This is a genomic window from Pseudomonas sp. IT-P218 (assembly GCF_949767605.1).
GTDB lineage: Bacteria > Pseudomonadota > Gammaproteobacteria > Pseudomonadales > Pseudomonadaceae > Aquipseudomonas > Aquipseudomonas putida_AE.
Window position 1 is genome coordinate 263,002 of sequence record NZ_CATKQQ010000066.1, and the last position, 26,027, is coordinate 289,028.

General features: G+C 61.2%; 22 protein-coding genes and 1 other RNA gene. 8 read left to right on the plus strand and 15 right to left on the minus strand.

Features of this window, described 5'->3' with window-relative positions; genetic code table 11:
- Positions 1-255 precede the first annotated feature (255 nt).
- Positions 256-1,596 carry an OprD family porin gene (locus tag ACM6I6_RS25700; RefSeq protein WP_414920886.1) on the minus strand — a complete coding sequence of 447 codons (1,341 nt, stop codon included), beginning with the start codon at positions 1,594-1,596 and terminating at the stop codon, positions 256-258.
- A gap of 402 nt (positions 1,597-1,998) precedes the next feature.
- Positions 1,999-3,336, minus strand: a complete 1,338-nt coding sequence (locus tag ACM6I6_RS25705; RefSeq protein ID WP_274073635.1) for an OprD family outer membrane porin — start codon at positions 3,334-3,336, stop codon at positions 1,999-2,001.
- Between the two features lie 363 nt (positions 3,337-3,699).
- Here ACM6I6_RS25705 and tauA point away from each other — a divergent pair, with 363 nt between their 5' ends.
- Positions 3,700-4,689 (plus strand): taurine ABC transporter substrate-binding protein, encoded by a 990-nt coding sequence (gene tauA / locus ACM6I6_RS25710; RefSeq protein ID WP_414920887.1) that lies wholly within the window; start codon positions 3,700-3,702, stop codon positions 4,687-4,689.
- Between the two features lie 113 nt (positions 4,690-4,802).
- Here the strand turns inward: tauA and argA are convergent, their stop codons facing one another.
- The gene (gene argA / locus ACM6I6_RS25715; RefSeq protein WP_008064942.1) at positions 4,803-6,101 is read right to left on the minus strand and encodes an amino-acid N-acetyltransferase; all 1,299 of its coding nucleotides are present in this window, start codon (positions 6,099-6,101) and stop codon (positions 4,803-4,805) included.
- A gap of 246 nt (positions 6,102-6,347) precedes the next feature.
- On the minus strand, positions 6,348-7,517 hold the full coding sequence (gene argE / locus ACM6I6_RS25720; RefSeq protein WP_274073637.1) for an acetylornithine deacetylase: 1,170 nt from the start codon (positions 7,515-7,517) through the stop codon (positions 6,348-6,350).
- Positions 7,518-7,673: 156 nt separating this feature from the next.
- On the opposite strand from argE, the gene ACM6I6_RS25725 reads away from it, so the two are divergent.
- Positions 7,674-9,041, plus strand: a complete 1,368-nt coding sequence (locus ACM6I6_RS25725) for an inorganic triphosphatase (protein WP_274073638.1) — start codon at positions 7,674-7,676, stop codon at positions 9,039-9,041.
- A gap of 87 nt (positions 9,042-9,128) precedes the next feature.
- Here ACM6I6_RS25725 and ACM6I6_RS25730 read toward each other — a convergent pair whose 3' ends face one another.
- A complete protein-coding gene (locus ACM6I6_RS25730) occupies positions 9,129-9,593 on the minus strand; it encodes an Lrp/AsnC family transcriptional regulator (protein WP_274073639.1) in 465 nt (154 codons plus the stop codon).
- Positions 9,594-9,718: 125 nt separating this feature from the next.
- Here ACM6I6_RS25730 and ACM6I6_RS25735 point away from each other — a divergent pair, with 125 nt between their 5' ends.
- The 3 genes from ACM6I6_RS25735 to ACM6I6_RS25745 all read left to right on the plus strand — a co-directional run bounded on the left by ACM6I6_RS25735 (position 9,719) and on the right by ACM6I6_RS25745 (position 12,319).
- Positions 9,719-10,057, plus strand: coding sequence for a hypothetical protein (locus tag ACM6I6_RS25735; protein WP_274073640.1), 339 nt, complete (start codon positions 9,719-9,721; stop codon positions 10,055-10,057).
- A gap of 89 nt (positions 10,058-10,146) precedes the next feature.
- Entirely contained in the window at positions 10,147-11,931 is a 1,785-nt protein-coding gene (locus ACM6I6_RS25740) for a GspE/PulE family protein (RefSeq protein WP_414920888.1), read from the plus strand.
- Between the two features lie 67 nt (positions 11,932-11,998).
- The gene (locus ACM6I6_RS25745) at positions 11,999-12,319 is read left to right on the plus strand and encodes a DUF2388 domain-containing protein (RefSeq protein ID WP_169857239.1); all 321 of its coding nucleotides are present in this window, start codon (positions 11,999-12,001) and stop codon (positions 12,317-12,319) included.
- A 164-nt stretch (positions 12,320-12,483) separates the two neighbouring features.
- Here the strand turns inward: ACM6I6_RS25745 and gcvP are convergent, their stop codons facing one another.
- The 10 genes from gcvP to ACM6I6_RS25795 all read right to left on the minus strand — a co-directional run bounded on the left by gcvP (position 12,484) and on the right by ACM6I6_RS25795 (position 25,017).
- Positions 12,484-15,357, minus strand: a complete 2,874-nt coding sequence (gene gcvP, locus ACM6I6_RS25750) for an aminomethyl-transferring glycine dehydrogenase (RefSeq protein ID WP_406592771.1) — start codon at positions 15,355-15,357, stop codon at positions 12,484-12,486.
- Positions 15,358-15,558: 201 nt separating this feature from the next.
- On the minus strand, positions 15,559-15,942 hold the full coding sequence (gene gcvH / locus ACM6I6_RS25755; protein WP_274073643.1) for a glycine cleavage system protein GcvH: 384 nt from the start codon (positions 15,940-15,942) through the stop codon (positions 15,559-15,561).
- A gap of 50 nt (positions 15,943-15,992) precedes the next feature.
- A complete protein-coding gene (gene gcvT, locus ACM6I6_RS25760) occupies positions 15,993-17,075 on the minus strand; it encodes a glycine cleavage system aminomethyltransferase GcvT (protein WP_323625691.1) in 1,083 nt (360 codons plus the stop codon).
- A gap of 155 nt (positions 17,076-17,230) precedes the next feature.
- The gene (locus ACM6I6_RS25765; protein WP_406592769.1) at positions 17,231-18,847 is read right to left on the minus strand and encodes an ABC transporter permease; all 1,617 of its coding nucleotides are present in this window, start codon (positions 18,845-18,847) and stop codon (positions 17,231-17,233) included.
- Positions 18,848-18,974: 127 nt separating this feature from the next.
- Positions 18,975-19,979, minus strand: coding sequence for an extracellular solute-binding protein (locus ACM6I6_RS25770; protein WP_274073646.1), 1,005 nt, complete (start codon positions 19,977-19,979; stop codon positions 18,975-18,977).
- Positions 19,980-20,207: 228 nt separating this feature from the next.
- Positions 20,208-21,425: a 2-octaprenyl-3-methyl-6-methoxy-1,4-benzoquinol hydroxylase gene (locus ACM6I6_RS25775; RefSeq protein ID WP_414920905.1), complete on the minus strand. Its 1,218-nt coding sequence runs from the start codon at positions 21,423-21,425 to the stop codon at positions 20,208-20,210.
- A 9-nt stretch (positions 21,426-21,434) separates the two neighbouring features.
- On the minus strand, positions 21,435-21,920 hold the full coding sequence (locus ACM6I6_RS25780) for a DUF4442 domain-containing protein (RefSeq protein WP_274073647.1): 486 nt from the start codon (positions 21,918-21,920) through the stop codon (positions 21,435-21,437).
- Positions 21,913-23,100, minus strand: coding sequence for a 2-octaprenyl-6-methoxyphenyl hydroxylase (gene ubiH, locus ACM6I6_RS25785; RefSeq protein WP_414920889.1), 1,188 nt, complete (start codon positions 23,098-23,100; stop codon positions 21,913-21,915). Before ubiH ends, ACM6I6_RS25780 begins: the two co-directional genes overlap by 8 nt.
- Positions 23,097-24,431, minus strand: coding sequence for a Xaa-Pro aminopeptidase (gene pepP, locus ACM6I6_RS25790; protein WP_274073649.1), 1,335 nt, complete (start codon positions 24,429-24,431; stop codon positions 23,097-23,099). The genes ubiH and pepP overlap by 4 nt, the downstream gene beginning before the upstream one ends.
- 28 nt (positions 24,432-24,459) lie before the next feature.
- On the minus strand, positions 24,460-25,017 hold the full coding sequence (locus ACM6I6_RS25795) for a YecA family protein (RefSeq protein ID WP_274073650.1): 558 nt from the start codon (positions 25,015-25,017) through the stop codon (positions 24,460-24,462).
- 194 nt (positions 25,018-25,211) lie between these two features.
- On the opposite strand from ACM6I6_RS25795, the gene ACM6I6_RS25800 reads away from it, so the two are divergent.
- The 3 genes from ACM6I6_RS25800 to ssrS all read left to right on the plus strand — a co-directional run bounded on the left by ACM6I6_RS25800 (position 25,212) and on the right by ssrS (position 25,944).
- Positions 25,212-25,421 (plus strand): TIGR02449 family protein, encoded by a 210-nt coding sequence (locus ACM6I6_RS25800; protein WP_007982902.1) that lies wholly within the window; start codon positions 25,212-25,214, stop codon positions 25,419-25,421.
- Positions 25,418-25,735, plus strand: coding sequence for a cell division protein ZapA (locus tag ACM6I6_RS25805; protein WP_008055229.1), 318 nt, complete (start codon positions 25,418-25,420; stop codon positions 25,733-25,735). The genes ACM6I6_RS25800 and ACM6I6_RS25805 overlap by 4 nt, the downstream gene beginning before the upstream one ends.
- A 30-nt stretch (positions 25,736-25,765) precedes the next feature.
- Positions 25,766-25,944, plus strand: a non-coding RNA gene (ssrS, locus tag ACM6I6_RS25810) — 6S RNA.
- Positions 25,945-26,027 lie beyond the last annotated feature (83 nt).

Genomic DNA, 26,027 nt, shown 5'->3' on the forward strand with positions numbered 1-26,027 from the left:
CTGTATTTCTTATCTATTAAAAAGAATAAATATCGATTTATTTAGCACAAAAACGAATATTAAACTTCTCTTCACTGGACGCGCGAAGCCATCGCGCCGAACATCGGCCCCAAGGTTCGAGAAGGCCTTGAGTTGCTGCAAAAGAGGGGACTTTCCTGGCGGGTTTACGGGGGTGAGCCCGCCTCGAAAACGCAAAAGCCCCGCCCGGCGTGATGCCGGGTGGGGCTTTTTTTACCTTTGGTTACCCAAGCGCTGTTAAAGCAGCGGGATCGAGTAGCTGACGATCAGGCGGTTCTCGTCCTGGGAGCGAGTATTCGGCAGATCGGTGCGCCAGGTGGCGTTTTTCCACATCACGCCGAGGTTTTTCAACGCACCGGACTGGACCACGTAACCCACGGTCAGGTCGCGTTCCCATTCGGAAGCGCCGCTGGCCGCTTCACGACCGGCAGCGTTGACGGTATCGATGTCATCGCCATGCAGGTACACCACACCCGCCGTCAGGCCAGGCACGCCGAGCTTGGCGAAGTCATAGGAGTAGCGTGCCTGCCAGGTGCGCTCGCCGGCACGGGCGAACTTCTGGATTTGCGAATCGGTGATGATGTAGGCCGACGATCCGTCGCCCTGGTTCAGCCAAGGGAAGTCGCTGCTGCCGTTGCTGACCTGGTAACCGCCACCGAAGGTGTGACCGGCAACGGTGTACAGGAACAGGCCGCTGTACAGGTTGTTGTCGACCTTGCCTTTACCGCTCGGCGCGTTGTAATTGCCGGTGGTGTAGTACAGCGGATCGTGGCCGTTGGCACCGTCATCGGTGCTGTTGAAGTAGCGCAGGTCCGACTTCAATACACCTGGGCCGATTGACCAGTTGTGCACCAGGCCCAGGAAGTGTTGCTTGTAGAACTCTTCGAGGTTGCCGTAGTAGTACTGGGCCGTCAGGTCTTTGGTGAGCTTGTAGTCACCACCGGCGTAGATGAACTTGTTGCTGTCACGACCTGTTGTGGCACGGCTGTTGGCGCCCGAGATCGACAGCTGTTCGTTGTTGCTCGAGTTACGGCCTTTGACCTGCTCGATCTGGCCACCGATCAGGGTCAGGTCCTTGATGTCGCCCGAGGTGAGTTGGCCACCCTGCCAGGTTTGTGGCAGCAGACGGCCGTCGTTGGTCACGATCACTGGCAGTTTTGGCTGCAGGGTGCCCAGTTTCAGCTCGGTCTGGGAGATCTTGGCTTTGGCAGTCAGGCCCAGGCTGGAGAAGTTATCAACGGCTTCGCCGTTGGACTTGCTCGGGAAAACAGTACCGCCGTAGGAGTTGTTGGAAGCACCGTTGGTGCCGCCACCCGAATCCAGCTTCACGCCCAACAGGCCGATCGCATCAATACCGAAGCCAACCGGGCCTTGGGTGTAACCGGAGGTGAAACGCAGATCGAAGCCCTGGCCCCATTCTTCGTTTTTGTTCGGACCGGTACCGTCACGGTAGTCGGTGTTGATGTAGAAGTTGCGTAGCCCCAACGTTGCCTTGCTGTCTTCGATGAAACCGGCGGCGCTTGCCTGCTGCGCCAAAACCCCTACGGCCACAGCCAGGGCCAAGGTGGACTTGTTCATTGTTTCGCTCCTATCGTTTTCTAATTCCTGGTCCTGGGTCGAATGCCCTGGATCCGCAAGCGCCATTGGCGCCAGACCGTCTGGATCGGTCGTTTTTTTGGCCGCGCAGAATACTCCTTCATAATCCTAAAAAGAATTGCAAAATTAATTTTAATCGCATTTAGGAATATGACCCGACAGCGCTGACCCGAGGTTGTCGGCGATAAAACCGATTCCGGTGTTGTTGGGTGTTCGGGGATGTGAAGCTCGATCCGAGGCTTACGGTGCGTGTCGGATGGCCTTACTTTAAGCGGATTAGTAAAAAGCTAAAAAGAATAAAAAATCATCACATGCATTGTTTATGGAATATAAAAATGCACGCGAAAAAAAGCCTCGTCCGGTGACGAGGCTTTTGGCTACGGCTTACTTGAAGGCGTAGGTGTAGTTGAAGATCAGACGGGTCTGGTCTTCATCAAGGGTACTGGTGTTACCACGGTACATACCGTGACGCAGCGTCGTGCCGAACCCTTTAAGCGGACCGGTTTGAATCACGTAATCCACACGCAGGTCGGTCTCGCGCTCGTTCAGGTCATCACCCACGCCATTGGTGGCCTTGATGTCCCGGCCATACAGGTAGGCAGCCGACGCTTTCAAACCTGGCACGCCCAGCGAAGCGAAGTCATAGGAGTATTGACCGTAGGTGGTGTTTTCACCGGCACGGATAAAGCTGGCCACAGTGGCATCGGTGAAGGAGTAGAAACTGGCGCCGCCAGCACCTTCGTTGCGACCGTTGCCATCGACAACGTTGCCCTGGTTGAGGAAGACGAAGCCGCCGTCATCGCTGACACGCTGATGTCCGAGCAGGAATGCACTGCCGCCCAGGGTATAGGTGAACGTGGCGCTCCAGGTCTTGTTATCGACCTCGCCCGGGGTCTTGGCGTAGCCGTTGTTGTTGTTGAACTGGTAGCCGGCCTGGCCGTTCTTGCCGTCGGAGCTACTGTCGAAATAGCGAATGTCGGTCTTGAACGACTGGTTGGCTGCGATCGGATAAACGTGCACCAGGCCGAGGAAGTTCTGCTTGTAGTAGTCTTCCAGGTTCGCGTAGTAGTACTGCAGCAACAGGTCCTTGGTGACCTTCCAGTCAGCACCGGCGTAGCGGAACTGGTTGCTGTCCTGAGTACCGCCAGCCACGGCAAGGCCAGTGCTGTTGGAAGAGGCGCGACCTGTCGCGTGCTCCAACTGACCCACGTTAAAGGTTACGTTGTCGATTTCCTTGGAGGTGATGGTGCCACCTTCAAAGGTCTGTGGCAGCACGCGGCTGTCGTTCGCGATCAGGATCGGCATGTTCGGTTGCAGGGCGCCACCGAGGTGGGCCTCGGTCTTCGAGACACGTGCCTTGACGTTGCCCGCCAGACGGCTCCACGAGCTCTCTGCAGAACCATCGGAATCGCTTGGGGTAAAGGAGTTGTTGTCCGGGTGATGGCCCTTGCCACCGTCCAGGTGGATACCGACCAGCGCCTGGGCGTCGATACCGAAACCGACAGTACCCGGGGTATAGCCGGACTGGAAGTCGAACTTGAGACCTTCAGCGGCCTCTCGCTGCCGGTTGGCAGGCGTGCTCGCGCCTTCACGCTTATCGGCGTCGAAATAATAGGTACGCGAACTGACGGAAGCCTTGCTGTCTTCGATGAAACCGGCGGCGCCTGCCTGCTGCGCCAAAACCCCTACCGTCACGGCCAGGGCCAAGGTGGACTTGTTCATTGTTAAACTCCTCTCGTCTCTAATTCTTGTATTCCTGGCCGGGGGTCAATTGCCCCTGATCCTAAGATTCGCGATTAGCGCCGCAGCGTGACTCACAAGTCAATCGTAACTATGTGTGTCTACGACCATAGTCTAATCACCGGTTTTTTGGTCCATGCCAGGTCATGAGTTCGTCATAAACCTGAAAAGAACGGATAAATTCTTTTCTCATACCTTTTAGGAATTTAGCTCACCGTCTTGCCTACCTCAGGATAGAGCGGCTGACTCATAAGCTAATTCCTAAATGGTATTTATTAGTCGTTTTTTAGATCGATTAGGTTTAGTAGCAATTCCGCCACAAAACCTATCGAAAAGGCCGACGCCATGACGACCAAGCGCGCACTATCCCGACCATTTGTTACAGTTTGTGTATCGTTGATTTTTTCTTTTTCCGCCCATGCGGCGAACCTCACGGTTGGCTACCAGACCGGTATCGACCCCAGCAAAGTCCCGCAGGCCGATGGCCTTTACGAAAAAACCATTGGCGAGAAAATCGACTGGCGACGTTTCAACAGTGGCCCGGAAGTGGTCACCGCCATCGCCTCCGGTGATGTGCAGATCGGCAACCTCGGCTCCAGCCCACTGGCCGCCGCGGCGTCGCGCAATCTGCCGATCGTCGCCTTCCTCGTTTCCGCACAGATCAACGCCGCCGAGGCCTTGGTGGTGCGCAACGGCAGTGGCATCGATAAACCGCAAGATCTGATCGGCAAGACCATCGCCACCCCGTTCGTTTCCACGTCCCACTACAGCCTGTTGGGCGCGTTGAAGCACTGGGGCCTGGATGCGTCGAAAGTCAAAGTGGTGAACCTGCAACCGGCGGAAATTGCCGCCGCGTGGAAGCGCGGAGACATCGACGGCGCGTTCGTCTGGTCGCCCGCCCTGGGGGAAATTCGCAAGACTGGCAAGACCTTGACCGATGCCGCGCAGGTCGGCCAATGGGGTGCACCGACCTTCGAAGTGTGGGTCGCGCGCAAGGATTACGCCGAGAAACACCCGGAGGTCATCGCCCGCTTCGCCAAGGTCACCCTGGACTCATTTGCCGACTATGCGGCGCATAAGGACAGCTGGACCGCCGATTCGGTGCCGGTGCAGAAAATCGCCAAACTGACCGGTGCCAACGCCGCCGACGTGCCGGAACTGCTGGCTGGGTCCGCGTTCCCGGATGCCAAGGCACAACAGACCGGCGCCCTGCTGGCCGGTGGTACGGCGCAGGCGATTGGCGAGACGGCGAAGTTCTTGAAGGAACAGGGGAAAGTCGAGACAGTACTGCCGGACTATTCGCCGTATGTCAGCGCGAAATTTGTAGCAGAGTGAAGCCGATCTGTAGGAGCCGGCTTGCTGGCGATGGCGGCGTGTCAATCGACATGGATGATGCCTGACACTCCGCTATCGCCAGCAAGCCGGCTCCTACAGAGACCGTATCGTGGTTACAGGGCTTTTTCGAAGATCTTCGAATTGCGCTGATAGTTGTACAGCGACGCCCGCGCCGATGGCAGGCGATCGACGCTGCTCGGCACGAAGCCGCGCTCGCGAAACCAGTGCGCCGTGCGCGTGGTGAGCACGAACAAGGTCTTCAACCCCTGGGCCCGTGCACGGGTTTCAATGCGCTCGAGCAGTTCATCACCGCGACCGCCATGGCGGTACTCCGGGTTCACCGCCAGGCACGCCAGCTCCCCGGCATCGGAGTCGGCGATCTGGTACAGCGCCGCACAGGCGATAATCATGCCCTCACGCTCCACCACGCTGAACTGCTCGATCTCCCGCTCGAGCACTTCGCGCGAGCGGCGTACCAGAATGCCCTGCTCTTCCAGCGGGCTGATCAGGTCCAGCAAGCCGCCGACGTCTTCGATGGCCGCTTCGCGCACCACCTCGAATTGCTCCTGGGCCACCAGCGTGCCGCCACCGTCCCGGGTGAACAGCTCGGTCAGCAGCGCACCGTCTTCGGCGTAGCTGACGATATGGCTGCGGGCCACGCCGCCACGGCAGGCTTCAGCGGCGGCATCGAGCAGCTCGGCCTGGTAGTTGCTGCCCAGGCGCTGCAGATGCGCCGGCACCTGTTGCGGACGCAGCTCGCGGACCAGCCGGCCGTGTTCATCGATCAGGCCAAGGTCGGCGCCAAACAGCAGCAGCTTGTCCGCGCCCAGGTCAATGGCCGCGCGCGTAGCGACGTCTTCACAGGCGAGGTTGAAAATTTCACCGGTCGGCGAGTAGCCCAGCGGCGACAGGAGCACGATGGAGCGTTCGTCCAGCAGGCGATTGATGCCCTTGCGATCAACCCGACGCACCTCACCGGTGTGGTGATAGTCGACACCTTCCAGCACGCCGATCGGCCGTGCAGTCACCAGGTTGCCGCTGGCCACCCGCAGGCGCGAGCCCTGCATCGGCGACGACGCCATGTCCATGGACAGGCGCGCTTCGATGGCGATGCGCAGTTGACCGACCGCATCGATCACGCACTCCAGGGTCGCGGCATCGGTGATGCGCATGCCGTGGTGGTAATGCGGGGTCAGGCCGCGAGCCTCGAGGCGTGCTTCGATTTGCGGGCGCGAACCGTGCACCAGCACCAGGCGCACGCCGAGGCTGTGCAACAGCACCAGGTCGTGGACGATGTTGCCGAAGTTCGGATGTTCAACGCCGTCGCCGGGCAGCATGACGACAAAGGTGCAATCGCGGTGGGCGTTGATGTAGGGCGAAGCATGACGAAGCCAATTGACGTATTCGGGCATGAACCTGGGCCTGTAATAAATAGCAGCCGAAAAAAGGGCGAAACAGTAAAACGCACAGCGGGCTGATGGTTATCGTCGGAACAGGCTTGGCGACACGCGCGCTCTCCTCATGAATACGGGTTTTGAACCTGACAAATTAATCGAGAACCCCTGTAGGAGCTGCCGAAGGCTGCGATCTTTTGATCTTTGTTTTACAAGCAAGATCAAAAGATCGCAGCCTTCGGCAGCTCCTACAAGGGCTTGCGTTCAACCGACAGACGCCAGTTCTTTGGCCGGCGTCAGGCAGTAATGTTCAATCAACTGACGTAATAGATGCACCGTAGGCTGCAAACGTGACATTTCGAGGAATTCCCCCGGTTGGTGGGCGCAGGCGATATCGCCCGGGCCGAGCACCAGTGTTTCGCAGCCAAGGCGCTGAAGATAAGGCGCTTCGGTGCCGAATGCCACTGCTTCGGCGGCATGGCCGGTGAGCTTTTCGGCAATGCGCACCAGCTCCGCATCCTCAGCCTGTTCGAAAGGCGGCACGGCGGGGAACAGCGGTGCGTAATCGATCTTGACCTGATGGCGTTCGGCAATCGGCTTGAGCTTCTGCAGAATCTCGGCACGCAGGACTTTGGGATCCATCCCCGGCAACGGCCGCAGATCGAATTCCAGCGAACACTGGCCGCAGATACGGTTGGGGTTGTCGCCACCATGGATGCAGCCGAAGTTCATCGTCGGCATCGGCACGCTGAACTGCGGATTACGGAATTCGCGCTGCCACAGCAGGCGCAGGCCGCGCAGTTCGCCGATGGCATCGTGCATGGCCTCGAGCGCGCTGTGACCCAGGCGCGGGTCCGAGGAGTGGCCGCTTTGCCCAAGGATATCGATGCGCTCCATCATGATGCCTTTGTGCATGCGGATCGGCTTGAGCCCGGTCGGCTCGCCGATCACCGCCGCACGCCCCAGCGGGCGCCCCGCCTCGGCCAGCGCCCGGGCGCCGGACATCGAGCTTTCTTCATCGCAGGTGGCCAGGATCAGCAGCGGCTGCTTGAACGGTTGGTCGAGCAGCGGCTTGACGGCTTCGATGGCCAGGGCGAAAAAGCCCTTCATGTCGCAACTGCCCAGGCCGACCCAGCGCCCGTCGACCTCGGTCAGCTTCAGCGGATCGGTCTGCCACAGCGCGCCATCGAACGGCACCGTATCGCTGTGACCGGCGAGCACCAGCCCGCCGGGCCCGCTGCCAAAACTGGCGAGCAGGTTGAATTTGCCGGGGCTGACCTGCTGGATGTCGCAGGCAAAGCCCAGGTCGCCGAGCCAGGCGGCCAGCAGGTCGATCACCGGACGATTGGATTGATCGAGGCTTGCCTGGGTGCAGCTGACGGATGGTGCAGCGATCAGCGCAGCGAACTGATCTTTCATGGACGGCAAAGGCATCGCTGACTCCAACTCCCGGATTGAAGTCCATCATAGAGCCATCCGGTGACAGGAATAAACCGTCGCGCGGCGTAGGCAGGTCGAGTCCTGTACACTGCACGGCCTTGGCAGCCACCTTTTCCCCCGGCTGCGCTCCCGATCCTGGATTTTCCGGCCATGCAGAAAGAAACCGAAATCAAACTCCGCGTCAGCCGCGAAACCCTCGCCGCCCTGCGCGAGCACCCCTTACTGAAAAAACGCAACAAAAGTGGCTGGGAACGCCGTGAGTTGATGAATCAATACTTCGACACCCCGGAGCGGGACCTGGCCCGGGCCAAAGTCGCCCTGCGCCTGCGCAAGGATGGCGAAGAAGTGATCCAGACCCTCAAGACCCGCGGCCAGAGCGTCGCCGGCCTGTCCGTACGTAACGAGTACGACTGGAACCTGCCGAAAGCCAAGCTCGATCTGAAAAAACTCGACGGTGAATGCTGGCCCGAAGAGCTGGCTGAACTGGACAAGAAAACCCTGAAAGCCATCTTCACCACCGATTTCGTCCGCGAGCGCGCGGAAATCGCCTGGGGCCGTGGCAAGACCAAGGTGGTCATCGAAGCGGCGCTGGACCTGGGCCATGTGGTGGTCGGCAAGCAGAAAGAAGAAATCTGCGAACTGGAACTGGAATTGCGCGAAGGCGAGCCTGCCGCTCTCCTGGAACTGGCCGCCGAACTGGCCGAGAAACTGGCCCTGATGCCATGCGACATCAGCAAGGCCGAACGCGGCTATCGCCTGTACGACGCCCACAGCTACTCGCTGAGCCTGCCGGCACCGCAGATCAGCGCCGAAACGCCACTGGACGACGCCTTCGCCGCGCTCAGCTGGCACTTGCTGGGCAGCAGCCAGCGCCTGGCCGAGCAGTATCGCTTCAATGGTCACTGGCGCCTGTTGCAGGACTGGGTCGAGAGCCTGGCTGAAATGCGCGCGCTGATCAGCAGCCTCGGCCAAGCCGCGCCACGTCAGTCGACCCACGATCTGCGAGTTGCGCTCGACGCCTTGCTGGAAGACTGGCGCCCGCTGGTCCAGGCCGGCCTGGACGACGAAGACGTGCGCAAGGCCGCGCCGGAGCAGTTCCTCGAAGAACTCGAAGACCCTCGCTGGGGCCTGTTCTCCCTGAACACCTCGCGCTGGTTGCTGGCCCGCACCTGGACCGCCGACCGCAACACCCGCGGCAATCGCCAGGGCGCCGCGCAATTGGGCAGCTGGCTGCCACGCCTGCTGGGCGAAGAAGCCACTTCGCTGCAATTGCAGCGTTACCAGCAGCAGCCGGAAGACCTGGCCGAGCAACTGCCGCGCATCGAACGCATCCAGGTGTGGCTGCATCACGCACGCAACGTGCTGGAGATCCCGGAAATGGATCGCCTGTATGGCGAGCTGAACAAACTGGCGCAATTGGCCAACGAGCCGATCACCGATGAAGTCCTGGATGCGCGCAAGCAGCAGGCGATCGCGGTGTATCAGAATCGTGCCTGGAAGATGCTTCTGCGTCTGTAATACCGCTATCGCCAGCAGGCTGGCTCCCACTGGGGATTTGTGGCGTACACAAAACCAATGTGGGAGCCAGCCTGCTGGCGATGGATTTCAGACCGGCAAACTGGTGGTCGACTTGATCTCCGACAACGCCACGACCGAGTTCACCTCCTGTATCCCCGGCACCAGCGATAGCTTCTCAAAGAAGAACCGCTCATACGCCTCGATGTCCGCCGCAACGATGCGCAGCATGAAATCCACCGCCCCCATCAGCACGTAACACTCCAGCACCTCCGGAAACCCTCGAATCGCCTCGGTGAATTCGGTGAAGTTCGAGCGGCCATGGGCGTTGAGCTTTACCTGGGCAAAGATCTGCGTGTTCAGGCCGATTTTCTTGCGGTCGAGCAAGGTGACCTGGCCACGAATGATCCCCTCCTCCTTCATCCGCTGAATCCTTCGCCAGCAAGGCGACTGCGAAAGCCCCACCTGCTCGGCGATCTGCGCGCTCGAGAGCGAAGCATCCTCTTGCAGCAAGGCGAGAATCCTGCGGTCGTAGTTGTCCAGCTCGCTGTGCATAAAAAAACCTTCAACCGATAATTGTGTGAATTGCACTATTCAACAAAGCCGCAATATGCCTAATCATAGATAAGAAATACCCGGCGGCGAATGTAAAAATTTCTCCAACAACTTGGAGACCGAGCATGCCGTACCTGGAAGCCGTAAATACCTCGCCGACCCGCTTTGATGCCTGGAGTGCCAGCAACGCCCATTGCCGCGTTCACTACCAATTGCTGGCCGAAGCCGAGCCAGATCTGCTGTGCCGTGCGCTCAATCTGTTCGCCTTGCAGTTCCTGACACCAGAACAGGTGCAGGTGCAGCGCCAGGAGGACTTGCTGGCGATCGATATCGTCATCGACGGATTGAGCTGGCATCGCGCCCAGGTGATCGCGGAAAAACTTCGAAACCTGATCAGCGTTTGCTCGGTCGAGCTGCAAAGCGTTGATTCGGCGTGGGTTGAAGCGGCCCAGGCAGCCGGCTGAAAAAAACCGATACGGCTTCGTCGGGTAGTGGCCCAACGGCCTGCAGGGTCACGACTATCCTTTGCGCACTGTCGTTCAAAGGAGCCCGCATGTCCGTACAAATCGCCTTTCAGGACCGCTGGCTGGATCTCAATGATGTGCTGCGTGAACTGGTCGCCCAGGGCTTCGTCAGCCAGGACTCGGCCGAACAGGCGCTCAATGCCCGACGCCGTCACGCCGCCCATGGCCAGATGCACCCACTGGAGTTCATCGCCAGCCAACACCTGGACGACCTCAGCCGTCCCGGCAAGCACCTGGACCTTGAAAGCCTGACCCTTTGGTTGTCCCAGCAGGCCGGCCAGCCCTACCTGCGGATCGACCCGCTGAAAATCAACGTCGCGGCCGTGACGCCGCTGATGTCCTACGCCTTCGCCCAGCGCCACAAGATCCTCGCGGTGTCGGTCGATCGCGACGCAGTGACGATCGCCAGCGCCCAGCCCTACGTCACCGCCTGGGAAACCGACCTGACCCACGTGCTGAAGCTACCGATCAAGCGCGTGGTGGCCAACCCGGTGGACATCCAGCGTTTCAGCGTGGAGTTTTTCCGCCTGGCCAAATCGGTCACCGGCGCGAATAGCGGCGATCAGCAGGTCAACACCCTGGGCAACTTCGAACAGTTGCTCAACCTCGGCGCCAGCGATCAGGAGCCCGATGCCAACGACGCGCACATCGTCAATATCGTCGACTGGCTGTTCCAGTACGCCTTCCAGCAACGCGCCAGCGATATCCACATCGAGCCCCGGCGCGAACAGGGCACGGTGCGCTTTCGTATCGACGGCGTACTGCACAACGTCTACCAATTCCCTCCTCAGGTGACCATGGCCATCGTCAGTCGCCTGAAGAGCCTCGGGCGAATGAACGTCGCAGAGAAACGCAAACCCCAGGACGGCCGGGTGAAAACCAAGACCCCGGAGGGCGGCGAAGTCGAGTTGCGACTCTCGACCCTGCCCACGGCCTTTGGCGAAAAAATGGTCATGCGCATCTTCGACCCGGAGGTGCTGCTCAAGGACTTCGATCAGCTGGGCTTTTCCGCCGACGACCTGCGACGCTGGCAGGACATGACCGGCCAGCCCAATGGCATCATCCTGGTCACCGGCCCCACCGGGTCGGGCAAGACCACCACGCTCTACACCACGTTGAAAAAGCTGGCGACGCCGGAGGTCAACCTCTGCACCATCGAAGACCCGATCGAAATGGTCGAGCCGGCGTTCAACCAGATGCAGGTCCAGCACAACATCGACCTGACCTTCGCCGCCGGCGTCCGGGCGCTGATGCGGCAAGACCCGGACATCATCATGATCGGCGAGATCCGCGACCTGGAAACCGCCGAGATGGCCATCCAGGCTGCGCTGACCGGACACCTGGTGCTGTCGACGCTGCACACCAACGATGCGCCCAGCGCCATCAGCCGCCTGCTGGAACTCGGCGTGCCGCATTACCTGATCAAGGCCACCGTGCTCGGCGTCATGGCCCAGCGCCTGGTGCGCACCTTGTGCCCACACTGCAAGGCCCCGCAAGCCTTGGCTGAAGAGGATTGGCAAACCCTGACCCGCCCCTGGCAAGCCCCGCTGCCTGGCAACGCCCAGCGCGCCATTGGCTGCCTGGAATGCCGCGATACCGGCTATCACGGTCGCGCCGGGGTGTACGAAATCATGCAACTGAGCGACGGCCTCAAGGCGCTGATCAATCCCGACACCGACTTGCTGGCGGTGCGGCGCCAGGCGTTCAAGGAAGGCATGCGCAGCCTGCGACTGTCGGGTGCACAGAAAGTGGCGGCCGGTTTGACGACCATCGAGGAGGTGTTGCGGGTGACGCCGCAGAGCGAGCAGAAGTAGCCCGGCCGGGAGGGAACTCGATTGAGGGACGACAATCCAACACCGCAGTTAATCAGTGGAGTCACCCATCATGCGTCTCAAACTTGCTGTCGCTACCATCGCCCTGTTGTCCCTGCCTGTCGGTTCGGCGATGGCCGATAGCTTTTGGCGTAACGTCATTTCCTCCGGTGCAACCACCGGTTCGACCTACCTGACGTTCAAGGATCACAAGCTGATCGTCGCTGCCCAGGACGATGCCGGCAGCTTTGTCGCCAGTGACGGCGGCATCCGCGGCCCGTACCTGGAAGCGGCGATGCAGAAGGTTCGCGCCGACAACCCGGGGCTGCAGGCTACGGACATGGAACTGGCGAATGCGATTTTGGCGAAGAATGCCGTGGCTTCGGAATAAGCTTAGCCTGAACAAAAATGCCGCTCCCATGAGCGGCATTTTTTATGGCCAACACAAAACCCTCTGTAGGAGCTGGCTTGCCAGCGATGGTGGGTCAGACAAATTGATGTCGACTGACACTCCATCGCTGGCAAGCCAGCTCCTACAGGAGGGGTGTGTGTTTTTCAGCGGTACTCGTCCAGCGGCACACACGCACAAAACAGATTCCGGTCGCCGTAGACATTGTCCACCCGGTTCACCACCGGCCAGTACTTGTGCGCCTTGGTATGAGCATCCGGCGTGACCGCTTGCTCAATGCTGTAAGGCCGCTCCCATACCCCAGTGATGTCCGCCAGCGTATGGGGCGCGCGTTTCAACGGGTTGTCCTCGGCCGGCCAGTTGCCGTTCTGCACCTCGGTGATCTCCGCGCGGATACTCAGCATCGCCCCGATGAAGCGATCCAGCTCCGCCTTCGACTCACTTTCAGTAGGCTCGACCATCAAGGTCCCCGGCACCGGGAACGACATGGTCGGCGCATGGAAGCCATAGTCCATCAGGCGCTTCGCCACGTCTTCTTCGCTGATACCGGTCAGCGCCTTCAGAGGTCGCAGGTCGAGAATGCATTCGTGGGCCACCCGCTCGTTGCGCCCGGTGTAGAGGACTGGAAACGCACCGGACAGGTGCCGCGCCAGGTAATTGGCCGCCAGGATCGCCACTTCGCTGGCGTCGGCCAATTGCGGCCCCATCATGGCGATGTACATCCAGCTGATCGGCAGAATGCTCGCGCTGCCCCAAGGCGCGGCACTGACGGCGCCGTTCTGCGGCAGCGGCCCTTCGATCGGCACCACCGGGTGGTTGGCCACAAAGGGTGCCAGGTGCGCGCGCACGCCAATCGGCCCCATGCCCGGTCCACCGCCGCCATGGGGGATGCAGAAGGTCTTGTGCAGGTTCATGTGTGACACGTCGGCGCCGATGTCCGCCGGGCGCGCGAGGCCAACCTGGGCATTGAGGTTGGCGCCGTCCATGTACACCTGCCCGCCGTGGCTGTGGATAACTTCACAGATTTCGCTGATGCCTTCCTCGTACACGCCATGGGTCGACGGATAAGTCGCCATCAGGCAGGCGAGCTTATCCCCGGCCTGGGCGGCTTTGTCTTTCAGGTCATCGAGATCGACGTTGCCCGCTTCATCGCACTCGACAATCACCACGCGCATCCCGGCCATTTGCGCCGAGGCCGGGTTGGTGCCATGGGCCGATGAAGGAATCAGGCAGATATCCCGCCCGCCCTCCTGGCGGCTCTCGTGGTACTTGCGGATCGCCAGCAACCCGGCGTACTCGCCTTGGGCCCCGGAGTTGGGCTGCATGCAGATCGCATCGAAACCGGTGATCGCGCAGAGCCAACGCTCCAGTTCTTCGATCATCAATGAGTAACCGACCGCCTGCTCCTTGGGCGCGAACGGATGCAGGTTGGCGAACTGCGGCCAGGTAATCGGGATCATCTCGCTGGTGGCATTGAGCTTCATGGTGCAAGAACCCAGCGGGATCATCGATTGATTGAGCGCCAGGTCCTTGTTTTCCAGTTGCTTGAGGTAGCGCAGCATCTCGGTTTCGCTGTGATGGGCGTTGAACACCGGGTGGCGCAGGTAGGGCGAGGTTCGCCTGAGCGCGTCGGGAATGCCGCCATCCAGGGTTTCAGCGTCCAGTTCGTCGACGTTGAGCCCATGATCGGCCCCCAGGAACACATCGAACAGTTTCGCCACCGTGCTTTCGTCAGAGGTTTCGTCGAGGCTCAAAGCCAACTGCCCACGCCCAAGAATGCGCAGGTTGATCTGCGCGGCCTGGGCGCTTTCGAGGATCGCGGTCTGGGTGCCACCGACTTCCAGGGTCAAGGTGTCGAAGAAGTGTTGGTTGAGGCGGGTGATGCCCTTGCGCTCAAGGCCGGCGGCAAGGATGCAGGTCAGCCGGTGCACGCGCTGGGCAATCCGTTTGAGCCCCTCCGGGCCGTGATAAACCGCATAGAAACTGGCGATATTGGCCAGCAGCACCTGCGCGGTGCAGATGTTCGAGTTGGCCTTTTCACGACGAATATGCTGCTCGCGGGTTTGCAGCGCCATGCGCAGGGCAACGTTGCTGCGGGCATCTTTTGAGACGCCGATGATGCGTCCGGGAATCGCTCGTTTGTACTCGTCACGGCTGGCAAAAAACGCCGCATGCGGGCCGCCGTATCCCATGGGCACGCCGAAACGCTGGGATGAGCCGAACACCACGTCGGCCCCCAGCTCCCCCGGCGGGGTCAGCAACAGCAGGCTCAACAGATCGGTGGCGACACAGGCCAGCGCCTGCTGGGCATGCAGATGATCGATCAACGGACGCAGGTCACAGATCTCGCCGCGGGTGTCGGGATATTGCAGCAGCGCACCGAACACCTGGTGCTGTTTCAAGTTATCCACAGCGTCGACGATCAGCTCGAAGCCGAAGCCTTCGGCGCGGGTTTGCACCACGGAGATGGTCTGCGGATGGCAATGTTCGTCGACAAAGAACAGATTGCTTTTCGACTTGGCGACCCGCTTGGCCAGCGCCATGGCTTCCGCCGCCGCAGTGGCTTCATCCAGCAGCGAGGCGTTGGCCAGTTCCAGGCCCGTGAGGTCGATGGTCAATTGCTGGAAATTCAGCAGCGCTTCGAGCCGGCCCTGGGCGATTTCCGGTTGATAGGGTGTGTACGCGGTGTACCAGCCGGGATTTTCCAGGACGTTGCGCAGGATGACGGCCGGCGTCAACGTGCCGTGATAGCCCATGCCGATCAGGCTGGTCCAGACCTCGTTCTGCTCGGCGTAACCGCGCAGCTTGGCCAGCGCGGCTTCTTCGTCGAGGGCCGGCGGCAAATCGAGTGGCCGGTTCAGGCGGATTCCCGGCGGCACCGTCTGCTCGATCAACTCGACCCGGCTGCCGAGGCCCAGGCTGTCGAGCATTGCCTGTTGCTCGGCGGCATCAGGCCCGAGGTGGCGGCGAAGGAAGGCATTGGGGTCGCGTAACTGGCTCAGGGACGGCAACTGGGACATGACGGGCTCTCTCTTGACTGGCGCTCAGCGTCGATGCAACACGGTCAAACCAGCATAGCAGTCCCCTGAAAATCAAAAGATCGCAGCCTTCGGCAGCTCCTACAGGGGACCGCATTTCAATGTAGGAGCTGCCGAAGGCTGCGATCTTTTAGGGTACAAAAAAGCCCCGACAGGTCGGGGCTTTGGGGTAACGCTGAAGGCTTATTCGCCGATGGCGGCCTTGTAAGCCGCTGCATCGAGCAGCTTTTCCAGGTCAGCCGCGTTGCTTGGCTTGATCTTGAAGATCCACGCACCGTACGGGTCGGAGTTGAGCAACTCAGGTTCAGCGCTCAGTGCTTCGTTGACCGCGATCACTTCACCGGCAATCGGGGAGTAGATGTCGGAAGCGGCTTTTACCGATTCAACGACACCGGCCTGGTCTTCAGCGGCAAACACATTGCCCACTTCGGTCAGCTCAACGAACACCACATCACCCAGCGCTTCCTGCGCGTGATCGCTGATGCCCACGGTGACGGTGCCATCGGCTTCCAGGCGAGCCCATTCGTGACTCTCGGCAAAACGCAGGTCGGCAGGGATATCGCTCATGTTCTGTGTCCTCAGGAAAATGATCGGCGGTCAAGGTCCGCCGGAAAAGGTTAGATCAAGGTTTTGCCATGGCGGACGAAGGTCGGCTTGACCACTCGGACCGGGTACCACTTGCCACGGATTTCCACTTCTGCGCGGTCGGCTGTGGCCATTGGCACGCGCGCCAGTGCAATCGACTTGCTAAGCGTAGGAGAGAAACTACCACTGGTGATCTCCCCTTCGCCAACATCGGCGATGCGGACCACTTGATGAGCGCGCAAAACCCCGCGCTCCTCGAGGACCAGACCGACCAGCTTGTGTTGTATGCCGCCGCTGCGCTCGGCTTCCAGCGCCGTGCGGCCGATGAACTGGCGAGCGGCCGGCTCCCAGGCGATGCTCCAGGCCATGTTGGAGGCCAGCGGGGAAACGTCCTGGTGAATGTCCTGGCCGTACAGGTTCATGCCCGCCTCGACCCGCAGGGTGTCACGCGCGCCCAAGCCAATGGGGGAAATGCCCGCACCCACCAGATCGTTGAAGAATCCCGGTGCCTGGTCGGCCGGCAGAATGATTTCCAGGCCGTCTTCACCGGTATAGCCGGTGCGTGCGATGAACCAGTCACCGTCGGGCTTGCCCTCGAAAGGCTTGAGCTGCTGGATCAATGTGCCGCGTGCCTGGTTCACCAACTCGGCAATCTTGTTCCGGGCATGAGGCCCCTGGATGGCCAGCATGGCCATTTCGGAACGCTCGTTAAGCTGCACATCGAAACCGTCGAGATGCGCCTGCATCCACGCCAGGTCCTGATCGCGGGTGGAGGCGTTGACCACCAGGCGGTAACCGCTTTCGAGGCGATAGACGATCATGTCGTCGACGATACCGCCGCGCTCATTGAGCATGGCGCTGTACAACGCGGAACCGGGTTTGTGCAGGCGTTCGACGTCGTTGGTCAGCAAATGCTGAAGCCATGCCTTGGCCTGGGGGCCGTCGACATCGATCACGGTCATGTGGGATACATCAAAAACACCGCAATCGCGGCGCACCTGATGGTGCTCCTCGACCTGGGATCCATAATGCAGAGGCATATCCCAACCGCCAAAATCGACCATCTTCGCGCCCAGGGCGAGATGAAGGTCATACAGAGGCGTACGCTGTCCCATGGGTTTCTCCTTCCGGGCGTGGCGAAGGTGCGGGCGAGTGATGCAGCTTGCGGGCGCCTTGAAATAAGAGGCTTCCAGCCGTTTTCACTACCTTGTCTGTCAGACGGACCGCACCGAATGCCGCGCATTGTAGCCGCATGGTGTAGGACTGGCACCTAGCTGTTTCGATGCGCCGAACGACGTATCAATCCGATGACCGGTAGCAGTCCGACCAAAACCAGGGTCAAGGCCGGCAAAGAGGCCCTCGCCCACTCGCCTTCACTGGTCATTTCGAAGATCCTCACCGCCAGCGTATCCCAGCCAAACGGCCGCATCAGCAGGGTCGCGGGCATTTCCTTGAGCACATCGACGAACACCAGCAACGCCGCGCTCAACGAACCGGGGAGCAGCAACGGCAGATACACTTTGAAAAACAGTCGCGGACCACTGACGCCCAGGCTACGTGCCGCTTCGGGCAAAGATGGCCGTATTCGCGCCAGACTGCTTTCCAGCGGCCCGTAAGCCACGGCGATGAAGCGCACCAGATAGGCGAGCAGCAACGCCAGCAGGCTGCCCAGCAGCAACGGCTTGCCAGCCCCACCGAGCCAGCCGGAGAGTGGGATCACCAGTTCACGATCCAGGTAACTGAACGCCAGCATGATCGACACCGCCAACACCGAACCGGGCAAGGCGTAGCCAAGGTTGGCCAGGCTGACCCCTGCGCGGATGCCTTGGGTGGGCGCCAGCCGCCGAGCAAACGCCAAGACCAGGGCGACACTGACGGTGATCAACGCCGCCATCGTCCCCAGGTACAAGGTGTGGAGTATCAGCGCGGTGTAGCGCTCATCCAGGTCCAGGCGCCCGCGCTGCCAGAACCAGACCAGCAGCTGCAGCATCGGAATGACGAAGGCGCAGGCGAACACCAGCGCGCACCAGGCTGTCGCCAACAGCGCCTTGAGCCCGCGCAGGTGGTACAACGCCTTGACCCGTGGCCGTTCGTTGCTCGCCCGGTTGGCACCGCGGGCGCGCCGCTCGCCGTACAGTACGAGCATCACCACCAGCAGCAACAGGCTGGCCAGTTGCGCGGCGCTGGAGAGGCTGAAAAACCCGTACCAGGTCTTGTAGATGGCGGTGGTGAAGGTGTCGAAGTTAAAGACCGACACGGCGCCGAAATCCGCCAGGGTTTCCATCAGCGCCAAGGCGACGCCAGCGCCGATGGCGGGACGCGCCATGGGCATAGCAACGCGCCAGAACGCCTGCCATGGGGATTGACCGAGCACCCGCGCCGCTTCCATCAGGCCCTTGCCCTGAGCGAGAAACGCGGTGCGGGCCAGCAGGTAAACGTAGGGATAGAAGACCAGCACCAATACCAGGATCACCCCGCCCGTGGAGCGCACGCGCGGCAATCGCAGGCCAGTGCCGAACCACTCCCGCAGCAGGGTCTGCACGGGGCCGGCAAAATCCAGCAGCCCGACAAAGACGAACGCCAGCACGTAGGCCGGAATCGCAAAGGGCAGCATCAGTGCCCAGTCCAGCCAGCGCCGGCCGGGGAATTCGCAGAGGCTGGTGAGCCAGGCCAGGCTCACCCCCAGCACCGTCACGCCAACGCCGACACCGAGTACCAGGGTCAGGGTGTTGCCCAGCAGCCGCGGCATCTGGGTTTCCCAGAGGTGAGACCAGATCTGTTGGTCGATGGTTTGCCAGGACAACAGCAGGACGCTGAGGGGCAGCAGGACCAGCGCAGCGATGGCGAAGACCAGGGGATACCAGCGGCGTTGGGCGGGGTGGGCCAAGGGATGGTTCTCGCAAAATCCTGAATTGTAGGGAAAACGCAAAAAGATCGCAGCCTCCGGCAGCTCCTACAGGGGGCCTGTGTAGGAGCTGCCGAAGGCTGCGATCTTTTGCTTTAAAACCGTGGCGTCAGTTCCAGCCAGCCCGGTCCATCATGCGAATCGCTTCGGCCTGGCGCTTGCCCGCGACTTCCACCGGCAGGGTATCGGCGACGAACTTGCCCCAGGCGGCGACTTCGGCGGAGGGCTGCACGGTCGGGTTGGCCGGGAATTCCTGGTTCACGTCGGCGAAGATCTTCTGCGCCTCAGGCGTGGTCATCCACTCCACCAACGCCTTGGCCGCTTCCGGGTGCGGCGCGTTTTTGATCAGGCCGATGCCCGACAGGTTGACGTGCACGCCGCGATCCGCCTGGTTCGGCCAGAACAGTTTTACCGGCAGGTCCGGCTTCTGCTTGTGCAGGCGGCCGTAGTAGTAGGTGTTGACGATGCCGACGTCGCACTGGCCGGCATTGATGGCCTCGAGCACCGCCACGTCGTCGGAGAACACGTCAGTGGACAGGTTGTTGACCCAGCCCTTGAGGATCTTCTCGGTTTTCTCGGCGCCGTGCACTTCGATCATGGTGGCGGTCAGGGACTGGTTGTAGACCTTCTTCGCCGTGCGCAGGCACAGGCGACCTTCCCAGTTCTTGTCGGCCAGCGCTTCGTAGGTGGTCAGTTCGCCCGGTTTCACCCGGTCGGTGGAATAGGCGATGGTCCGCGCGCGCAGGCTCAGGCCGGTCCAGGCATGGGAGGCCGCGCGGTATTGCAGCGGAATGTTGGCATCGATGGTTTTCGAGGTGAACGGCTGGAGGATGCCCATCTGCTCGGCTTGCCAGAGGTTGCCGGCATCGACGGTCAGCAGCAGGTCGGCGGGCGTGTTCTCGCCCTCGGCCTTGATCCGCTGCATCAGCGGCGCTTCCTTGTCGGTGATGAACTTCACCTTGACCCCGGTTTTCGCGGTGTAGGCATCGAAGACAGGCTTGATCAGTTCGTCGATGCGCGAGGAGTAGACCACTACCTCGTCAGCGGCCTGGGCGGCGGTGCTGCCGATCAGAGTCAGGGCCAGTGCGGTCAGTAGACGCTTCGGTGCCAACATGGGAGCGGTCTCTCGATTGAAAAAGTGAGGGCAAATGATAAGGACTCACATTTGCCTTCTCAATCGAACAGTTTGCGGAGGAGTTACCAGATGTTGCACAGGTCCGCGAATTTGCTGTGATCCCTGTAGGAGCTGCCGCAGGCTGCGATCTTTTGATTTTGCTTTTAAAAAGAGCAAGATCAAAAAATCGCAGCCTGCGGCAGCTCCTACAGGGGTATAGGGGAGGTGTCAGGCCTTGGCGAGGGCCGGCAGGTCGCCGATCAATCCCAACGCCTCACGCACGAACAGCGCCTTGGCCTCGGGCATCCGGTCGACCATCTTCAACCCGGTATTACGCAACCAGCGCACCGGCAATGGATCGGCCTGGAACAGCCGCTCGAAGCCTTCCATCGCCGCCATCAGCGCCAGGTTATGCGGCATGCGCCGACGCTCATATCGACTCAACACCTTCACATCCGCCAGGCGCTCGCCACGCGTGTTGGCCTGCAACAGGACTTCAGCCAGCACCGCCGCATCGAGGAAACCGAGGTTCACGCCCTGCCCGGCCAATGGATGAATGGTGTGCGCCGCGTCGCCGATCAGGGCCAGGCCCTCGGCCACGTAACGCTTGGCATGGCGCTGACGCAGGGGCACGCACAGACGCGGGTCGGCGCTGAGCACGCTGCCTAGCCGGCCTTCGAAGGCCCGTTCCAGCGCGCGACAGAAACCCTCGTCATCCAGCGCCATCAAGTGCTCGGCTTCGCTCGGAGTGGTCGACCAGACGATCGAACACCAATCCTGCTGACCGTCGCGCTCCAGCGGCAGGAACGCCAGCGGACCGTTGTCGGTAAACCGCTGCCAGGCGGTCGCCTGATGAGGCTTGGAACTGCGCACGCTGGTGACGATGGCGTGGTGCAGGTAATCCCACTCCCGCGTGGCGACACCGGTCAGGCGCCGCACCGCCGAGTTGGCGCCATCCGCCGCGATCACCAGCGGCGCGCGCAAGGTACGGCCATCGGCCAGGGTCAGCAGCCAGTCGTCGCCGGAGCGGCGCATCTGCTCCAGGCGTGCATTGGCCAGCATGCCCAGGTCACAGTCGTGCAATCGGTCGAGCAAAGCGTCCTGAACCACACGGTTCTCGACGATATGGCCCAGTACCTCCGCGTGCACACTGGTCGCGGAAAAATGGATTTGCCCTGTGCCGCTGCCATCCCAGACCTGCATCTCGCTGTAAGGGCTGCTGCGCCGGCTGGCGATGCCGTCCCAGACACCCAGGCGTTCGAGAATTCGCTGACTGGCAATGGACAACGCACTCACCCGCGGCTCGAACGGCGCCTGCGGGTCATAGGGTTTGACGCTCATCGGGCTGCCATCGAGCAGCAGGACTTCCAGCCCGCTGTCCTGCAACGCCAGCGCCAGGGCGCTGCCGACCATTCCGGCCCCGACAATCAGCAGATCTGCGCGCATTTCCATGCTTTAAGCCTGTCTCGCTTGCGGCTTGAGCCGCACGTAAAGGGTTTTTCCGACACGCGCCACCAGGTTACCCGCGCCGTCATGAATATCGACCTGCAATTGCGGCAGGTACTTCCTGCCATCCGCCGTCTGCCGCCGGATTTCGTCGAGCAAGGTGTCGTCGATGTTGAAACGGGCAAACACCGGGCCTTTGCCCGGCGCGATGAAATCGATGTCGGCGGCCTTGTCCCAGACGATGTAATCGCGACCCAGGTTCTCCATCAACATCAACATGAAGAACGGGTCGACCATCGAATACAGGCTGCCGCCGAACTGCGTGCCGACGTAATTGCGGTTGTACCAGCTCAGGCCCATGGACACCTGGACGTCACGAAAGTCATCGCTGATGTGTCGTACCCGAACCCCGGCCCCAAGGTACGGCGGGTAGAGGTTCATGAACCGGCACATGAGGCGGGCCTTGCCAAACCGGCGGGTCAGCCACTTAAACATCAGGACGGGTACCCAGGCCCATGGCTTGCCGGGCGAACCAGCGCTTGGCCGGCGGCAGCAGGTCCAGGCCGAGCAGGCCCAGGTTGCGACCCAGTGATACCAGGGGCTGGGTGCTGCCGAACAGGCGCGTGACCTGGTCGGAGAATCCGACGGTGAGGTTCTGGTCCAGTCGCTGGCGCTCGCGGTAATCCTGCAAGGTGGCGAAATTGCCCGGCAGTTGTTCGCTGGCGAGCAGTGCATCGGCCAGCGCCTGGGCATCGCGCAGGGACAGGTTGAAGCCCTGGCCGGCAATCGGGTGCAGGCTGTGGGCCGCATTGCCGAGCACCACCAGGTGCGAGCGCACCTGCTCTTCGGCCTCCACCAGCGCCAGCGGATACAAGTGCCGCACACCGACTTGCTTCAACGTGCCGAGGCGATAACCGAATACCCCCTGCAGCTCGCTCAGGAAACTGCGCTCATCGAGGGCGGCCAGGCGTTGCGCATCCATGCCCTGACGCGTCCAGACCAGCGCACAGCGGTTGTCCGGCAACGGCAGCAACGCCATCGGGCCATCGTCGGTGAAGCGCTCGAACGCCATGCCGTCATGGGCTTCGTTCGGGGTGATGTTGGCGATCAGCGCGCTCTGGTTGTACGGGCGCTTCCTGATGCCGATGCCCAGTTGCTCACGCAGGCCGGAACGGCCGCCATCGGCGAGCACCGCGAGATCACAATCGAACGAGGTTTCATCACTCAGGGTCAGGCGGTAGCCGTCGGTGAGCGGCTCCATGCGCGTGACTTCCGCCGGGCAACGCCAGCTGATCACGTCCTTGTCCAGGCCTTGCCACAGACAATGGCCGAGCCAGGCGTTTTCCACCACGTAACCCAGCGCCGGAACGCCCTCTTCCATCGCCGACAGTCGCGCCGTGGAAAAACGCCCGCGGTCAGAGACGTGGATCTGCTTGATCGGCTCGGCGCGGCGGGAGATTTCCTGCCAGGCGCCCAAGCGCTGGTAAATCTGCCGCGCACCGAAGGACAACGCCGTGGAGCGTGCGTCGTAACTGGGTTGATAGGCGTCACCGGGGGCAAACGGTTCGATCAGCACGATCTTCCAGCCACGCGCCTTTGCCCCGGCCTGCAAGGCCAACGCCAGACTGGCACCGACCAGGCCGCCACCGATAATCGCCAGGTTGAATCGACTCATGCCGCTTGTGTCCGTGCTTGCGCCATCAGGGCCTCGATTTCGGCGACCGTTTTCGGCACGCCTTTAGTCAGGATTTCACAGCCGGTTTTGGTGACCACCACGTCGTCCTCGATGCGCACGCCAATGCCGCGCCATTTCTTCGCTACGTTCTGGTTGTCTGCAGCGATATAAATCCCCGGCTCCACGGTCAGCGCCATGCCGACTTCCAGCACGCGCCATTCACCGCCGACCTTGTACTCGCCGACGTCGTGCACATCCATGCCCAGCCAATGGCCGGCGCGGTGCATGTAAAACGCCTTGTAGGCCTCGCTGGCAATCAGTTCGTCGACATCGCCTTGCAGCAAGCCCAACTCGACCAGACCCGCAGTGATCACGCGGACCGTGGCTTCGTGCGCCTGATTCCAGTGCTTGTTCGGGGCAATCTCGGCAAACGCGGCCTCCTGGGCAGCCAGCACCAACTCGTAGATCGCCTTCTGTTCCGCGGAATACTTGCCGTTGACCGGCCAGGTGCGAGTGATGTCGCTGGCGTAGCAGTCAATCTCGCACCCGGCGTCGATCAGCACCAGATCGCCGTCCTTGAGCAGCGCGTCATTCTGCTGGTAGTGCAGGATGCAGCTATTGCGCCCTGCGGCGACGATCGACCCGTAGGCGGGCATCTTGGCCCCGCCCTTGCGAAATTCGTAATCGAGCTCGGCCTCCAGGCTGAACTCATGCAGCCCGACACGGCTGGCCTGCATCGCGCGCACGTGCGCCTGGGCGGAAATCCGTGCGGCTTCGCGCATCACTTTCACTTCTGCCGCCGATTTATACAGGCGCATGTCGTGCAGCAGATGATCCAGGGCAACGTATTCGTTCGGCGGCTGGGCGCCGAGGCTGGCCTTGGAGCGGATCACGTTGATCCAGTCCATCAGGTGCCGGTCGAACTCCGGGTTGCTGCCCATGGCCGAATACACCCGGTCACGGCCTTCGATCAGGCCTGGCAGGATGTCGTCGATATCGGTGATCGGGAAGGCGTCGTCGGCACCGAAGTCGCGAATCGCGCCCTCTTGCCCGGCACGCAGGCCGTCCCACAACTCGCGCTCGGCGTTGCGTTCACGGCAGAACAGGATGTATTCGCCATGCACACGCCCCGGCATCAGGACCAGTACGGCCTGGGGCTCGGGAAAACCGCTGAGGTACTGGAAGTCGCTGTCCTGACGGTAGACGTGCTCTACGTCGCGGTTGCGAATGGCCACCGCGGCGGCAGGCAGGATGGCGATGCTGTTGGGTTCCATCTGCGCCATCAGGGCCTTGCGGCGACGGCTGTATTCCGCTTTCGGGATATGAATCATGGGCAGATGGCTTTCCCTGGCTTTTTGATCAGTGCAGCGACGGCTTGGCGGCAGCCGCCACGTCTTTTTTGGTTTCGGAGAACAGCAGCAACGGCGCGATGCGCACGTACTCCATGACTTCCATATAGTCGCTTTCGCCGTCGTCCGACTCTTCCAGTGCTTCTTGCACCTGGGAAATGGCTGCAAGGTCCTGCAACACTTCGGTGGCCTCCAGGCTCAGGCTGCTGCTGTCGCGGCAGTTCAGGCCGAAACCGCTGAGGAAGCCCTGGCACCATTGGCCCAGTGCCGCGGCACGCTCGGCGAGCGGGGCGTCATCGGTCGGCAGCAACAGGACCACGGTCACGTCGTCGCCGGTGAGCTCGCCCTTGACCATTTCCTGCAGGCCGATCAAGGCGCTGCGAACGTTGTCCTGAGGCTCGTTTTCGAGCAATTCGGCGGCGTCGATCAGCCAGCCTTCGGCCTCGAAACCGGCGCCGGCGCAGCTGCGGCCGAGCAACAGGCCGTGCAGTTCGGCAGGCGAGACGTTATGACCGCTGGAAGTCAGCAGGTTGGCGAAGGCTTGGTACGGGGAATTCTGAATGGTCATGGGCAGCTAGGCGCCAGACGGCGCTATGTCTAGAATGAAGGCCTTGTATCCTACATCGACTACCCCTGTAGGAGCGAGCTTGCTCGCGATGGTCGTCAACGATAACGTTGGTTACCTGACACCCCGCGGCGATCTCTGGTTCATCGCGAGCAAGTTCGCTCCTACAGTCCATCACCCATCAGACAGTGAAGACAATGGAAGACACCGACCTGCAAGCGCTGATGGCCAGACTCGAACTGCTGATTACCCGAGTCGAGCAACTTAAGAGCCAAAACGGACTCTTACTAGCTCAGGAAAAGACCTGGCGCGAGGAACGCGCGCACCTCATTGAAAAAAACGAAATCGCCCGGCGTAAGGTCGAATCGATGATTTCGCGCCTCAAGGCCCTGGAGCAAGACTCATGAGTTCAAGCAATAGCGTCACTGTGCAGATCCTCGACAAAGAATATTCGATCATCTGCCCCCAGGAAGAACGCAGCAACCTGGTGAGCGCCGCCCGCTACCTGGACGGCAAGATGCGCGAAATCCGCAGCAGCGGCAAAGTCATCGGCGCCGATCGCATCGCCGTGATGGCCGCGTTGAACATCACCCACGACCTGCTGCACAAGGAAGAGCGACCGGACATCCAGGCCAGCGGTTCGACTCGCGAACAGGTGCGCGACCTGCTCGATCGAGTCGATCTGGTGCTCGCCACTGATCCGGATGTCACCAAAGGCTGATTCGTGTCACCGCTTGCGGTATACTCTGATCACTCCCTGGGGTGCTTGCCAGTTGGCGATGTCCCTGAGCCGATTTGCTATACCCTGGAGGTTGCACGTTGGGCTGGTGTGCATGTCCGCTAGACGGAAAGCCTGAAAGCCTACTGCATCTTCCACCTTGAACTTTCGGGTTCAAGGGCTAAGTCGACAGCGGTACATCCGGGGAGCCTGATTCCAGTCCGATGCCGGTTTAAATACCGGCATCGGCGTTTCTACAGATACGATATCTGTAATTGCATTACCGAAGCCCCGA